The organism is Halomonas sp. DN3, assembly GCF_024137905.1.
GTDB lineage: Bacteria > Pseudomonadota > Gammaproteobacteria > Pseudomonadales > Halomonadaceae > Halomonas > Halomonas litopenaei.
In genome coordinates this window covers 3,279,180-3,294,243 of sequence record NZ_CP099965.1, presented here as the reverse complement: position 1 = coordinate 3,294,243, position 15,064 = coordinate 3,279,180, and the positions used below count along the sequence as shown (strand labels likewise).

Sequence of the window (15,064 nt, the reverse complement as noted above, 5' to 3'; positions counted from 1 at the left end):
GAAGCCTCAGTTTGCTTGTGGATGGTTTGCAAAAACTGTCTTGTACGGCTTGACAGAACCTTCCTCTTGTCCACCAGTGACGCATTTTTCCCCGGTCAGCCTCTGCTACGGGGATAACGCCCGTGGTTGCGCGATTTATATTTTTTCCTTTCAAAATCAACGTGTTGCGACAGGTTAAAAATTGACCAATCTAAGTCCAATGCCCAGTTCATGGCGATTCGAGGGCGGTTTCGATAGGTTGTGAACAGGGTTATCCACAGAAAGTGTGGAAAACGCTGGGCGGGGTGTAAGGGGCTTGGGGAGAGAGGGGGATGTTGGCCCATGAGCGCATGCCGGCGCCGCGGGAAGGTCGGGCCAGCAGGAGGGCGCTGGCCCGGCAGGTATGGAAAATGTCAGTCCTTGCTGTCAGACCTTTCGCGCAGGCGTCGCAGCAGCGAGGACGTGTCCCAGCGTCCACCCCCCATTGCCTGCACGTCGGCGTAGAACTGGTCCACCAGTGCGGTCACCGGCAGGCGAGCCTCCAGCTGACGCGCCTGGTTCAGACAGATATCCAGATCCTTGCGCATCCAGTTGACGGCGAAGCCATGCTCGTATTCGTCACGGATCATGGTCGCGTGACGGTTCTCCATCTGCCACGATCCGGCGGCTCCCTGGCTGATGACCTCGACCACCCGCTCCTGGTCGAGACCCGCTTGCTCGGCGAAATGAAGGCCTTCAGCGAGGCCCTGGACAAGGCCTGCGATGCAGATCTGGTTGACCATCTTGGTCAGCTGTCCAGCGCCGACGCCTCCCATCAAGGTCACGGCTCTGCCATAGTGCTCGAGTACCGGCCTTGCCCTGGAGAAGTGTTCCTCCTGGCCGCCGCACATGATGGTCAGGGCGCCGTTCTCTGCTCCTTGCTGGCCGCCAGAGACCGGCGCATCGATGAAGCCCACATCCTGCTTCTGGCAGGCCTGGTCGAGCTCCTCGGCGAGGCTCGAGGAGGCGGTGGTATGGTCCACCAGGATGGCGCCCTGGGAGAGCGTCGACAGTACCCCGTCAGGCCCGGTGGTGACCTCGCGAACGTCGTCGTCATTGCCCACGCACACCAGTACCAGATCGGCGCCGCTGGCGGCCTCGGCGGGTGTCGCATGATGGCTGCCGTCGAAGCGCTCGCACCACTGCTCGGCCTTGCTTTGGGTGCGATTGTAGACCCGTACCGTCAGTCCGGCTTCGGCGAGATGGCCTGCCATGGGGTAGCCCATGACCCCAAGGCCGATAAAGGCGACGGTGGAGATGTCTCGACTCATGAAAGCGCTCCTTTGTTGTTTCGCTAGAGGGGGTCAGCATAGCGCCGGTTGGCGTACCGATTCATCCATTGAGCAAAAAAAGGGCCGCCCCGGAGGGCGGCCCTTTTCATGGTAATGCGACGCGGGATGGTGCGTCTTCTGGCGTGGCGGCGATTCCCTTGCATGGGGCAGGGGGCGCCACGCGAATTACCTTGTCGGCGAATTACTTGGACGGGTAGTCGCGCTTGGGATGCCCGGTGTAGAGCTGGCGCGGACGACCGATCTTGTAGCTTTCGCTGATCATCTCGTTCCAGTGCGAGATCCAGCCGATGGTACGGGATACCGCGAAGATGACCGTGAACATGTTGGTCGGGATGCCCATCGCCTTGAGGATGATGCCGGAATAGAAGTCGACGTTCGGGTAGAGCTTGCGCTCGACAAAGTACTCGTCTTCCAGGGCGATCTGCTCCAGGCGCTTGGCGATCTTGAGTTGCGGATCGTCGGCCTTGCCCAGTTCTTCCAGGACCTCGTCGCAGGTCTCCTTCATGACCTTGGCGCGCGGGTCGAAGTTGCGATAGACGCGGTGACCGAAGCCCATCAGCTTGAACGGGTCATCCTTGTCCTTGGCCTTGTCGATGAAGCGCTGGATGTTCTCTTCGGAGTCGTCGCCGATCTCGTCGAGCATGTTGAGCACTGCTTCGTTGGCGCCACCGTGGGCCGGGCCCCACAGGGCTGCGATGCCCGCGCTGATGCAGGCAAACGGATTGGCGCCAGTGGAGCCCGCCAGGCGCACCGTGGAGGTGGAGGCGTTCTGCTCGTGGTCCGCGTGCAGCATGAAGATGCGGTCCATGGCCTTGGCGTAGACCGGGTTGATCTCGTAGGGCTCGCACGGATTGCTGAACATCATGTAGAGGAAGTTCTCTGCATAGTTCAGGTCGTTGCGCGGGTAGTTGAAAGGCTGGCCGATGTTGTACTTGTAGGACATGGCCGCGATGGTCGGCATCTTGGCGATCAGGCGAATGGCGCTGATCTCGCGGTCCTGCGCCTGGGTGATGTCCAGGTGGTCGTGATAGAAGGCTGCCAGGCCGCCGATCACGCCGCACATGATCGACATCGGGTGAGCGTCGCGGCGAAAGCCCTTGAAGAAGTTGGCGATCTGCTCGTGGACCATGGTGTGGTTGCGCACCCGGTGCTCGAAGTCCTTGTACTGCTCTTCGTCCGGCAGTTCACCGAACAGCAGGGTGTAGCAGAGCTCGACGAAGTTGGAGTTCTTGGCCAGCTGTTCGATCGGGTAGCCGCGGTGCAGCAGCACGCCGTTGGCGCCATCGATGTAGGTGATGCCGGATTCGCAGGAAGAGGTGGCCAGGAAGCCGGGGTCGAAGGTAAAGAGGCCTTCCGCTCCGAGTCCGCGCACGTCAACGACGTCGGGGCCGAGGGTGCCTGAATGGACGGGAAGTTCGACAGGTTTCTCCAGACCATCCACCGTCAGGGTCGCTTTTCTCTCAGCCATGTCAGGCCTCCTTCGTGTTCGATATGGAGCGATACGTTGTCATTTCTCACTAACGTGCCGACGAATAGGGGGTCGCCCGGCAAAAAAGGTTCGCCCACTATAGAAGCGTTCAGGATATTGTCAATTCTCCCATTGAACGCTTGCTGTTGTACTATGCTCATTTAGCAGTATAGGTGTTGTACAGGTTATGGTGCTTTGCATCATTGCCTGTCCTTTTGCGGTGCAGCAACTTGACGAAGTCGCATTTTTATGCAGCTTTGCCGCATTTTTCGACGAAGCGTTCGCCAAATTGCATGGTCATGCCATTTGTCATGGTGGGGGCATGTCCCTATAATTCAGGCCGCGACTGGCAGGAACAGGAGGTCGTGTCCAACTTGTCGCAGGTTGGGTCACGACAGCGCCCTTCCCAAAACCACCGCCCGCTCGGGCCTCTGGCCCGTATGTCGTAGAGTGGGCCAAGAGAGTGTGTAGAGAGCCGTGAATAGCAAACGACCCGTAAATCTGGATCTATCCACGATCCACTTCCCCCTTCCCGCCTTGACGTCGATTACCCACCGGGTCACTGGCGTCATTCTCTTCGTCGGTCTGATCTTCGGCTTCTGGGCGCTGGACGCCTCGTTGTCCTCGCCGGCCGGTTTCGACGCCGTACGCGATGCGCTGGCGCACAACTTCTTCGCCAAGCTGGTGGCCTGGGGACTGTTGTCCGCTCTGGCCTTCCACTTCGTCGCCGGCTGCAAGCACTTCATTATGGACGCCAACATCGGCGTGTCATTGGAAGGTGCGGTGAAAAAGGCGCAGATCACCATCGTGGCTAGCGTTGTCCTGATCATTCTGGCGGGAGTCTGGGTATGGTAACCAACATCACGAGCTTCAGCCGCAGCGGCCTGTCCGACTGGATCATCCAGCGCGCCAGTGCGGTTGTCATGGCGCTCTACACGGTCTTTCTGGTGGTCTATCTGCTGGCTCATCCGCAGCTCGACTATGCCACCTGGAGCGGTCTGTTCGAGCAGACCTGGATGCGAATCTTCTCGTTGCTGGCCTTCGTCTCGCTGGCCGCCCATGCCTGGGTGGGCCTGTGGACCGTGACCACCGACTACATCAAGCCGACCGCCATTCGTGTCGGCACCCAGTCCGTCATCATCATTGCCATCTTCGTGTTCCTGGTCTGGGGCATCCAAGTGCTGTGGGGAGCCTGATACATGTCAACCATGCGTAGTTTGACCTTTGACGCCATCATCATCGGTGGCGGTGGTGCCGGCCTTCGTGCGGCGCTGGAGCTGGCCAAGTCCGGCAAGAAGACCGCGGTGCTGTCCAAGGTCTTCCCGACGCGTTCGCACACCGTGTCCGCCCAGGGCGGCATTACCTGTGCCATCGCTTCCTCCGACCCCAACGACGACTGGCGCTGGCACATGTACGACACCGTCAAGGGCGGTGACTACATCACCGACCAGGACGCTGCGGAATACATGTGTTCCGAGGGGCCGAAGGCGGTGTTCGAACTCGAGCACATGGGCCTGCCGTTTTCCCGTTTCGACAATGGGCGGATCTATCAGCGCCCGTTCGGCGGTCAGTCCAAGAACTTTGGCGAAGGCGGCCAGGCGGCCCGTACCTGCGCCGCGGCCGACCGTACCGGACACGCTCTGCTGCACACGCTGTACCAGAACAATCTGAAAAATAACACCACCTTTCTCAATGAATGGTACGCCGTCGACCTGGTGAAGAACGCCAACGGTGACGTGGTCGGCTGTATCGCCATGGATATCGAGACCGGTGAAGTGGTGCACGTAAAGTCCAAGGCTACCGTGCTGGCCACCGGCGGTTCCGGTCGCATCTATGCCTCCACCACCAATGCCCTGATCAACACCGGTGACGGTATCGGCATGGCGCTGCGTGCCGGTGTGCCGATGCAGGACATGGAAATGTGGCAGTTCCACCCGACCGGTATCCACGGTGCCGGTGTGCTGGTGACAGAAGGTTGTCGCGGTGAAGGCGGCTACCTGGTCAACAAGGACGGCGAGCGCTTCATGGAGCGTTATGCGCCGAACGCCAAGGACCTCGCCGGCCGCGATGTGGTTGCGCGCTCCATGGTCATGGAAATCCTCGAAGGTCGTGGTTGCGGCGAAGACGGCGATCACGTCTTCCTCAAGCTCGACCACCTGGGCGAGGAGGTGCTGTCCAAGCGTCTGCCGGGCATCGTCGAGCTGGCCAAGACCTTCGCCCACGTGGATCCGGCCAAGGAGCCGATCCCGGTGGTGCCGACCTGCCACTACATGATGGGTGGTATCGCCACCAACGTGCATGGTCAGGCGATCGCCCAGGATGCCGACGGCAACGACCAGATCATCAATGGTCTCTACGCCTGTGGCGAGGCAGCTTGTGTCTCCGTGCACGGTGCCAACCGCCTGGGCGGCAACTCGCTGCTGGATCTGGTGGTGTTCGGGCGTGCCGCCGGCATGTACATCGAGAGCGCGCTCAATGAAGGCATCGAGTACCTGGATGCCCGCGAGTCCGACATCGAGACCGCGATGAAGCGCATCACTCGCTGGAACGAGTCCGAAGGCGGCGAGAGCGTGCCTGAGCTCAAGCGCGAGCTGCAGAGCATCATGCAGAACTCCTTCGGCGTGTTCCGCGAAGAGAAGAACATGGTCGAGGGCGTCGAGAAGCTGGCCGAACTGCGTGGACGGATCGCCAACGCCCATCTGGCCGACAAGTCCCATGCGTTCAACACTGCCCGGGTCGAGGCGCTCGAGCTCGACAACCTGATGGAAGTGGCCGAGGCCACCGCCATCGCGGCACTGGAGCGCAAGGAGAGTCGCGGTGCGCACTCCCGCTACGACTATCCGGATCGTGACGACGCCAACTGGCTGAAGCACTCCATGTTCTTCCCCGGCGACAAGCGGGTCGGCCAGCGCGATGTCAATTTCGCGCCGAAGACCGTCGACAAGTTCGAGCCGAAAATCCGTACCTATTAAGGGGGAGTCAACATGTCCAAGCTTCAGGTATCCCTGTACCGCTACAACCCGGAAACCGACTCCGCGCCTTATATGCAGGAGTTCGAGGTCGATACCCAGGGTCGCGACCTGATGGTGCTGAACCTGCTTGAGATGATCAAGGAGGACGACAGTTCCGTGGCCTTCCGTCGCAGCTGCCGTGAAGGCGTCTGTGGTAGTGACGGCATGAACATGAACGGCAAGAACGGCCTGGCTTGTATCACCCCGCTGTCCGAGGTGGTCAAGAACAACAAGCTGGTGCTGCGTCCCTTGCCCGGTCTGCCGGTCATTCGTGATCTGGTGGTCGACATGGCGCTGTTCTACAAGCAGTACGAAAAGATCCAGCCGTACCTGCAGAATGACACGCCGGCGCCGGCCATCGAGCGCCTGCAGTCTCCGGAAGAGCGCGACAAGCTCGACGGTCTGTATGAGTGCATCCTGTGCGCCTGCTGTTCGACCTCGTGCCCGTCGTTCTGGTGGAATCCGGAGAAGTTCGTCGGTCCCGCCGGCCTGCTGCAGTCCTATCGCTTCCTCGCGGATTCCCGCGATACGGCGACCCAAGAGCGTCTGTCGGAGCTGGAGGATCCGTTCTCCGTATTCCGTTGCCGCGGCATCATGAACTGTGTGGCGGTCTGCCCCAAGGGGCTTAACCCGACTCGGGCGATCGGCAAGATCCGTGAGATGTTGCTGGCGAATGCCACTTAAATCGTGGCGCCGGGCTTGTTATCATGGGCTCGGTCCGGGGCGCGGCATCCTGTCGCGCCCCCGGATGACAGCGTCAGGAGCCGGTGCCATGGGCACCGGCTTTTGAGCATGATGCAAGACCGCTAGGCAGATCGACCGCGGCCCCGATGACCGCGGCAGAACCACCAGGGCGCTCGATGATGGTCAGTGCCAAGGGTGACGATGGGCAGGACGCCTTCCACTGAGGGGCCTGCGCCACGCCCGCGGTAGATCACGAGCATCGAGCCCACTACCACCCCATCAGTGCAGGGTGACCGAGAGATGCAACAAGGCATAATGGAGTTGATGTGGCGCTCCTCTCACGTGACGGGCAGCAACGTCCACTACGTGGAAGCGCTCTATGAGCAGTACCTCGACGACCCTAGCGCCGTCTCCGATGAATGGCGCGATTACTTCGACGAGTTGTCACGCCAGGAAGGCGCCCCGTCCGACGAGACCCCCCTCTCACCGATCCGTGATCAGTTCTATCAGCTTGGCCGCGAACGTCGCACCGCCGTTGCCGGCGCCGCGACCGTCGACAGCGAAGAGAGCCGCAAGCAGGTCAAGGTCCTGCAGCTGATCAACGCCTATCGCTTCCGGGGCCACCAGAAGGCCGACATCGACCCGCTGGGGCTGCGTGATCCGAAGCCGGTGCCTGACCTGGATCTGGCGTTCCACCAGCTGTCCAAGGCCGACCTCGATACCGAGTTCCAGACCGGTTCCTTCTTCCTGGGCAAGGACCAGGCGCCGCTCAAGGAAATCGTCGATGCGCTGGATCGCACCTATTGCCGTTCGATCGGTTGCGAGTTCATGCATATCGTCGACACCGAAGAGAAGCGCTGGCTGCAGCAGCGTTTCGAGTCGGTGCGCTCGGCTCCGGACCATGGCGATGATCGCCGCAAGCAGCTGTTCGAGCGGTTGTCCGCGGCCGAGGGGCTGGAAAGCTACCTGGCCTCCAAGTACCCGGGCACCAAGCGCTTCGGCCTCGAGGGTGGCGAGACCTTCATTCCGATGATGGACGAGCTGATCCAGCGCGCGGGCAGCTACGGCACCAAGGAAGTGGTCATCGGCATGGCCCACCGCGGTCGCCTCAACGTGCTGGTCAACATCCTCGGCAAGAACCCCGGCGAGCTGATCGACGAGTTCGACGGCAAGAAGCTGATCGAGCGCGGTTCCGGTGACGTCAAGTATCACCAGGGCTTCAGCTCCAACGTGATGACGCCGGGCGGTGAGGTTCACCTGGCGATGTCCTTCAACCCCTCGCACCTCGAAATCGTGGCGCCGGTGGTGGAAGGCTCGGTACGCGCACGCCAGGATCGCCGCGACGATGTCGATGGCGGCAAGGTGCTGCCGATCAACGTCCATGGCGATGCCGCCTTCGCTGGTCAGGGCGTGGTCATGGAGACGTTCCAGATGTCCCAGACCCGTGCCTACAAGACCGGTGGCACGGTGCACATCGTCATCAACAACCAGGTCGGCTTCACCACGTCGCATCCCGAGGACGCGCGTTCCACCGAGTACTGCACCGACATCGCCAAGATGGTGCAGGCGCCGATCCTGCACGTGAACGGCGACGATCCCGACGCGGTGCTCCACGTGACCCAGGTGGCCCTGGACTATCGTCAGCAGTTCAAGAAGGACGTGGTCATCGACCTGGTGTGCTACCGCCGCCGCGGCCACAACGAGGCCGACGAGCCCTCCGGCACCCAGCCGATGATGTACCGCAAGATCAAGGACCATCCGTCCTCTCGTGCGATCTACGCCGAGCGCCTGGTCAAGCAGGGCGTGCTGAGCGAAGACGAAGCCAAGGCGGTGGTCGAGAAGTATCGCGATGATCTGGTCGCCGGCAATCACGTGGCCAATGCCCTGGTGCAGGAACCCAACACCTCACTGTTCGTCGACTGGAAGCCGTACCTCGGTCACGAGTGGACCGGGCATGCCGATACCACTTTCGACATGAAGCGGCTCAAGCAGCTCGCCGCCAAGATGTGCGAGATCCCTGACGGGGTGAAGGTGCAGCGTCAGGTCGCCAAGATCTACGATGATCGCCGCAAGATGCAGGGCGGTGGGCTGGCCATGAACTGGGGCTTCGCCGAAACCCTGGCCTACGCCACCTTGCTCGAGCAGGGGCACCCGATTCGCCTGACCGGTCAGGATGTCGGACGCGGTACCTTCTCGCACCGCCATGCGGTGATCCACAACCAGGCCGACGGTTCCACCTACGTGCCGCTTCAGCACATGGCGGACGGTCAGCCACGCTTCACCATCCATGACTCCTTCCTCTCCGAGGAGGCGGTGCTGGCGTTCGAGTACGGCTACTCGACCACCATGCCCAACGCGTTGGTGATCTGGGAAGCGCAGTTCGGTGACTTCTTCAACGGTGCCCAGGTGGTGGTGGACCAGTTCATCTCCTCCGGCGAGACCAAGTGGGGCCGTCTGTGTGGCCTGACCATGCTGCTCCCCCACGGTTTCGAAGGGCAGGGCCCCGAGCACTCCTCGGCGCGTCTCGAGCGCTTCCTGCAGCTGTGCGCCGAGCACAACATGCAGGTGTGCGTGCCGACCACCCCGGCGCAGATCTATCACCTGCTGCGCCGCCAGGTGATTCGCCCTCTGCGCAAGCCGCTGGTGGTGATGTCGCCGAAGAGCCTGCTGCGCCACAAGGAAGCCACCTCGAGCCTCGAGGACCTCGCCAACGGCAGCTTCAACATGGTGCTGCCCGACCAGGGACAGCGTGATGCGTCCAAGGTCGAGCGGATCATCATGTGCTCGGGCAAGGTCTACTACGATCTGGCCAACTGGCGCGAGGAGAACCTGCGTGACGATGTAGCGATCGTGCGCGTCGAGCAGCTCTATCCGTTCCCCAAGGAAGAGCTGATCGAGACGCTCAAGGACTACAGTGGCGTCACCGACATCGTCTGGTGTCAGGAAGAGCCCCTGAACCAGGGCGCCTGGTATTCCATGCAGCACAATCTGCGCATCGTCGCCGATTCGCTCAAGGACGGCCTGGGCGGTCAGCTGAAGTTTGCCGGACGTCCGGCATCGGCGGCTCCCGCGGCGGGCTACATGTCCGTTCACACCGAACAGCAGCGCCAACTGGTGGAAGACGCCTTCAATCTCTAAGGCGACCATCGGGAAGAGAGAGAACACTAAGGATACGACATGGCTACCGAGATCAAGGCACCATCCTTTCCGGAATCCGTTGCCGAAGGCACCGTAGGTACCTGGCACAAGAAGCCGGGTGACAGCGTCGAGCGTGACGAACTGATCGTCGAGATCGAGACCGACAAGGTCGTGCTCGAGGTGGTGGCGGTGGAAGCCGGCACCCTGTCAGAGGTGCTGGTGGAAGAAGGCGACACCGTGGAGTCCGAGCAGGTCCTGGGCCGCATCGGTGAAGGCGGCGGCGAGTCCAAGGAAGCGTCCGAGGAGTCGTCCGAGAAAGACGAGGACGACGCCAAGGAAGACGCCTCCGAAGCGTCCGACGACAAGACCGAGAAGAAGCCGGCCGAAGCGCCCAAGGGCGGCGGCGAGAAGCGCGACGTCAAGGCGCCGAGCTTCCCCGAGTCGGTGCAGGAAGGGACCGTCGCCAGCTGGACCAAGAAGGTCGGCGAAGCGGTCAAGCGTGACGAAGTGCTGGCCGAGATCGAGACCGACAAGGTCGTGCTCGAGGTGGTCGCACCGGAAGATGGCGCCCTGGCCGAGATCAAGATCGAGGAAGGCGACACCGTGGAGTCCGAGGCCGTGCTGGCGGTGTTCGAGGTGGGTGCAGGCGGCGCCAGTGCCGATACCGCCGACCAGGAAGCGCCCAAGGCCAGCGCCGACGATGGCGACAGCGACGAGCAGGTCGGTGACAAGATCGTGGCACCTGCCGCACGCAAGCTGATCGCCGAGCACGACCTCGACGTCAGTGCCATCAAGGGCACCGGCAAGGACGGTCGCGTCCTCAAGGAAGACGTGCTCAAGGCGGTCAAGGACGGCGGCGCCAAGAAGTCCGCGCCGGCCAAGAAGGCCAGCTCCGGCGCCACCGCAGCCCCGGCCGTGGAAGGCGAGCGCCCCGAGAAGCGCGTGCCGATGACCCGTCTGCGCAAGACCATCGCCAAGCGTCTGGTCCAGGCTCAGCAGACCGCTGCCATGCTGACCACCTACAATGAGGTGGACATGGGTGCGGTGATGGAGCTGCGCTCCCAGTACAAGGACACCTTCCTGAAGGCCCACGACGTCAAGCTCGGTTTCATGGGCTTCTTCGTCAAGGCGGCTTCCGAGGCGCTCAAGCGCTTCCCTGACGTCAACGCCTCCATCGACGGTGACGACATCGTCTATCACGGTTATCAGGACATCGGCGTGGCCGTATCCACCGACCGTGGTCTGGTGGTGCCTGTGCTGCGCGATACCGACAGCATGAAGATCGCCGATGTCGAGAAGGGCATCGTCGACTTCGGCAAGCGCGGACGCGAAGGCAAGCTGGGCATCGAGGACATGCAGGGCGGTACCTTCACCATCACCAACGGCGGCATCTTCGGCTCGCTGATGTCGACCCCGATCCTGAATCCGCCGCAGACCGCGATCCTCGGCATGCACAAGATCCAGGAGCGTCCGATGGCGGTCAACGGCAAGGTCGAGATTCGCCCGATGATGTATCTGGCGCTGTCCTACGACCACCGCATGATCGATGGCAAGGATGCGGTACAGTTCCTGGTCACCATCAAGGAGCTGCTCGAGGATCCGGCGCGTCTGCTGCTGGAAATCTGAGCCTGACCGTGGCAGCGACAGGGATTTACTGCAGAGCCTCTGCACACAGAACGAACAGGAGCCAACATGGCCGACAAGTATGATGTGATCGTCATTGGCGCGGGCCCGGGTGGCTACGTGGCCGCCATCCGTGCTGCTCAGCTGGGTCTGAAGACCGCCTGCGTCGAGAAGTGGATCGGCAAGGAAGGCAAGGTGGTGCACGGCGGTACCTGCCTGAACGTGGGCTGTATCCCGTCCAAGGCACTGCTCGAGGCCTCCCACAAGTTCGTCGAGGCCCAGCACGACTTCGACGACATGGGCATCCAGGCCGGCGACGTCAGCATGGACGTGTCCAAGATGATGGCGCGCAAGGACAAGATCGTTAAGCAGCTGACCGGCGGCATCTCCGGGCTGTTCAAGGCCAATGGCGTCACCGCCATCGAAGGCACCGGCAAGGTCGTGGCCAAGAACAAGGTCGAGGTCACCGACAAGGACGGCGAGTCCAGCACGGTCGAGGCGGACAACATCGTCATCGCCGCTGGCTCGGTGCCGGTGGAGATCCCACCGACCCCGCTGACCGAGGGTCTGATCGTCGATTCCACCGGCGCCCTCGAGTTCCAGGAGACGCCCAAGCGTCTGGGCGTCATCGGCGCCGGCGTCATCGGCCTTGAGCTTGGCAGCGTGTGGAGCCGCCTGGGCAGCGAAGTGACCGTGCTCGAGGCGCTGGACAGCTTCCTGCCGATGGTCGACTCGGCCATCGCCAAGGAGACCCAGAAGCTGCTCAAGAAGCAGGGTCTGGACATCAAGCTCAACGCCCGCGTGACCGGTTCCGAGGTCAAGGGTGAGGAAGTCGTCGTCAAGTACGAGGACAACGAGGGCGAGAAGGAACTGACCTTCGACAAGCTGATCGTCTGTGTCGGCCGTCGTCCCTACACCAAGGGCGTGGTAGCCGACGGCCTGGGCGTCGAACTGGATCAGCGCGGCTTCATCCACGTCGATGACCAGTGCCGCACCAGCGTGCCGGGCGTCTACGCCATCGGCGACTGCGTGCGTGGCCCGATGCTGGCCCACAAGGCCTCCGAAGAAGGCGTGATGGTGGCCGACATCATCGCTGGCCACAAGGCGCAGATGAACTATGACGCCATTCCCAGCGTGATCTACACCCACCCCGAGGTGGCCTGGGTCGGCATGAACGAGCAGGACGCCAAGTCCGCTGGTATCAAGGTCAAGACCGGTAGCTTCCCGTTCGCCGCCAGTGGCCGTGCCATGGCCAACAACGCCACCGAAGGCCAGGCCAAGATCATCGCCGACGCCGAGACCGATCGCATCCTGGGGATGCATATCGTCGGCCAGCACGCCGGTGAGCTGATCGCCCAGGGCGTCATCGCCATGGAATTCGGCTCCAGCGCCGAAGATCTGGCGCTGACCTGCTACGCGCACCCGAGCCTGTCCGAGGCGGTGCACGAGGCGGCGCTGGCGGTGGAAGGTCACGCCATCCACGTGGCCAACCGCAAGAAGCGCTAGCAAGACAACAAGCGCCCGGTAATCCTAGGCAAGCCTGTGCAGTTTTGGCAGGCTTGCCGGTGTTTTCCGCGAGCGCATCGCCGCCGACCATGTATCGGTGGCGGTCGGTGGCGACCCGATGACTTTCGTCCCTCGGGGCAGGGTGGGTCGCCGTTCGAGTCACATGCAACCAATGGCATGAATCGATGAACCTTCACGAGTATCAAGGCAAGCAGCTGTTTGCCGACTATGGTCTGCCCGTTTCCAAGGGCTTCGCCTGCGACACCCCCGAAGAAGCCTACGAGGCTTGCAAGAAGATCGGCGGCGACATGTGGGTCGTCAAGGCCCAGGTCCACGCCGGTGGCCGCGGCAAGGCCGGTGGTGTCAAGCTGATCAAGAGCCCGGACGAGGCCAAGGCCTTCGCCGAGCAGTGGCTGGGCAAGAACCTGGTGACCTTCCAGACCGACGAGAACGGTCAGCCGGTCGCCAAGATCCTGGTCGAGAACTGCACCGACATCGCCAATGAGCTGTACCTTGGCGCGGTGGTCGACCGTGGCACCCAGCGTGTGGTCTTCATGGCCTCCACCGAAGGTGGTGTCGAGATCGAGAAGGTCGCCGAAGAGACGCCCGAGAAGATCCTGAAGGCCGAGATCGACCCGCTGGTCGGCGCTCAGCCCTACCAGGCGCGTGAGCTGGCCTTCGCCCTCGGCCTGGAAGGCGCGCAGGTGAAACAGTTCACCAAGATCTTCCTGGGTCTGTCCAAGATGTTCCACGACAAGGATCTGGCGCTTTTGGAGATCAACCCGCTGGTGATCACCGACGAAGGCAACCTCCACTGCCTCGACGCCAAGATCAACCTGGACGGCAACGCCCTGTATCGTCACCCGGACCTGCAGGAAATGCGTGACCCGTCCCAGGAAGACGAGCGTGAAGCCAACGCTGCCCAGTGGGACCTGAACTACGTCGCCCTGGAAGGCAACATCGGCTGCATGGTCAACGGCGCTGGCCTGGCCATGGGCACCATGGACATCATCAAGCTCCACGGTGGCCAGCCGGCCAACTTCCTTGACGTCGGCGGCGGCGCCACCAAGGAGCGCGTGGCTGAGGCGTTCAAGATCATCCTGTCCGACGACAGCGTGCAGGCCGTGCTGGTCAACATCTTCGGCGGCATCGTGCGTTGCGACATGATCGCTGAAGGCATCATCGGTGCCGTCGAGCAGGTCGGCGTCAATGTGCCGGTCGTGGTGCGTCTGGAAGGTAACAACGCCGAGCTGGGTGCCGAGAAACTGGCTTCCAGCGGTCTGAACATCATCGCTGCCAAGAGCCTCACCGATGCGGCTCAGCAGGTCGTCAAGGCAGCGGAGGGCAAGTAATGAGCATCCTGATCGACAAGAACACCAAGGTCATCTGCCAGGGCTTCACTGGCGGACAGGGGACCTTCCACTCCGAACAGGCCATCGAGTACGGCACCCAGATGGTCGGCGGCGTGACCCCGGGCAAGGGCGGCCAGGAGCACCTGGGCCTGCCGGTGTTCAACACCGTCAAGGAGGCCGTCGAGCAGACCGGCGCCGAGGCCAGCGTGATCTACGTGCCTGCCCCGTTCTGCAAGGATTCCATCCTGGAAGCCGCCAACGCCGGCATCAAGCTGATCGTGTGCATCACCGAAGGCATCCCGACCCTCGACATGCTGGACGTCAAGGTCAAGTGCGATGAGCTGGGCGTGCGTCTGATCGGTCCGAACTGCCCCGGTGTCATCACCCCGGGCGAGACCAAGATCGGCATCATGCCGGGTCACATCCACAAGCCGGGCAAGGTCGGTATCGTGTCGCGTTCCGGCACCCTGACCTACGAAGCGGTCAAGCAGACCACCGACCACGGCTTCGGCCAGTCCACCTGTGTGGGCATCGGCGGTGACCCGATCCCGGGCTCCAACTTCATCGACATCCTCGAGATGTTCGAGAAGGACCCGGCCACCGAGGCCATCGTGATGATCGGTGAAATCGGCGGTACCGCCGAGGAAGAGGCTGCTGCCTACATCAAGGAGCACGTCTCCAAGCCGGTGGTGTCCTACATCGCTGGTGTCACCGCTCCTCCCGGCAAGCGCATGGGCCACGCCGGCGCCATCATCGCCGGTGGCAAGGGCACCGCGGACGAGAAGTTCGCCGCCCTGGAAGCCGCGGGCGTCAAGACCGTGCGCTCCCTGGCCGAGATCGGTGACGCCCTGAAGGAAGCAACCGGCTGGTAAGCGGTCCTACCGTCAGAATAAGCGTCAGAATAAAGGCCACCTTCGGGTGGCCTTTTTTGTGGCTGGAACTCCACCAGATGCGACGAAGGGGCGGGTCGAA

Annotated in this window: 11 protein-coding genes; 9 read left to right on the top strand and 2 right to left on the bottom strand. The window is 62.3% G+C overall.

From position 1 onward, the window contains the following. Positions 1-392: 392 nt before the first annotated feature. Both NKF27_RS14300 and gltA read right to left on the bottom strand, forming a co-directional pair. The gene (locus NKF27_RS14300; protein ID WP_124804177.1) at positions 393-1,289 is read right to left on the bottom strand and encodes an NAD(P)-dependent oxidoreductase; all 897 of its coding nucleotides are present in this window, start codon (positions 1,287-1,289) and stop codon (positions 393-395) included. A 202-nt stretch (positions 1,290-1,491) separates the two neighbouring features. Beyond that, entirely contained in the window at positions 1,492-2,778 is a 1,287-nt protein-coding gene (gene gltA / locus NKF27_RS14295) for a citrate synthase (protein WP_253552554.1), read from the bottom strand. A 477-nt stretch (positions 2,779-3,255) separates the two neighbouring features. Between gltA and sdhC the strand changes: the two genes are divergently transcribed. From sdhC to sucD, 9 genes are all read left to right on the top strand, one after another. Next, entirely contained in the window at positions 3,256-3,633 is a 378-nt protein-coding gene (sdhC, locus tag NKF27_RS14290; RefSeq protein WP_045992952.1) for a succinate dehydrogenase, cytochrome b556 subunit, read from the top strand. Beyond that, entirely contained in the window at positions 3,627-3,974 is a 348-nt protein-coding gene (gene sdhD / locus NKF27_RS14285) for a succinate dehydrogenase, hydrophobic membrane anchor protein (protein ID WP_045992951.1), read from the top strand. Before sdhC ends, sdhD begins: the two co-directional genes overlap by 7 nt. A 3-nt stretch (positions 3,975-3,977) precedes the next feature. Further along, a complete protein-coding gene (sdhA, locus tag NKF27_RS14280; RefSeq protein ID WP_253552552.1) occupies positions 3,978-5,750 on the top strand; it encodes a succinate dehydrogenase flavoprotein subunit in 1,773 nt (590 codons plus the stop codon). Between the two features lie 12 nt (positions 5,751-5,762). Then, entirely contained in the window at positions 5,763-6,473 is a 711-nt protein-coding gene (locus NKF27_RS14275) for a succinate dehydrogenase iron-sulfur subunit (protein WP_045992949.1), read from the top strand. A gap of 300 nt (positions 6,474-6,773) precedes the next feature. Next, entirely contained in the window at positions 6,774-9,611 is a 2,838-nt protein-coding gene (locus tag NKF27_RS14270; protein ID WP_045992948.1) for a 2-oxoglutarate dehydrogenase E1 component, read from the top strand. A gap of 39 nt (positions 9,612-9,650) precedes the next feature. Continuing rightward, complete coding sequence (odhB, locus tag NKF27_RS14265) at positions 9,651-11,237, top strand: 2-oxoglutarate dehydrogenase complex dihydrolipoyllysine-residue succinyltransferase (RefSeq protein WP_253552551.1); 1,587 nt, start codon at positions 9,651-9,653, stop codon at positions 11,235-11,237. Between the two features lie 66 nt (positions 11,238-11,303). Further along, positions 11,304-12,740 carry a dihydrolipoyl dehydrogenase gene (gene lpdA / locus NKF27_RS14260; RefSeq protein ID WP_213228887.1) on the top strand — a complete coding sequence of 479 codons (1,437 nt, stop codon included), beginning with the start codon at positions 11,304-11,306 and terminating at the stop codon, positions 12,738-12,740. A gap of 185 nt (positions 12,741-12,925) precedes the next feature. Then, positions 12,926-14,092, top strand: coding sequence for an ADP-forming succinate--CoA ligase subunit beta (gene sucC / locus NKF27_RS14255; protein WP_045992945.1), 1,167 nt, complete (start codon positions 12,926-12,928; stop codon positions 14,090-14,092). Further along, on the top strand, positions 14,092-14,964 hold the full coding sequence (sucD, locus tag NKF27_RS14250) for a succinate--CoA ligase subunit alpha (protein ID WP_045992944.1): 873 nt from the start codon (positions 14,092-14,094) through the stop codon (positions 14,962-14,964). The genes sucC and sucD overlap by 1 nt, the downstream gene beginning before the upstream one ends. The last annotated feature ends 100 nt before the right edge of the window (positions 14,965-15,064 follow it).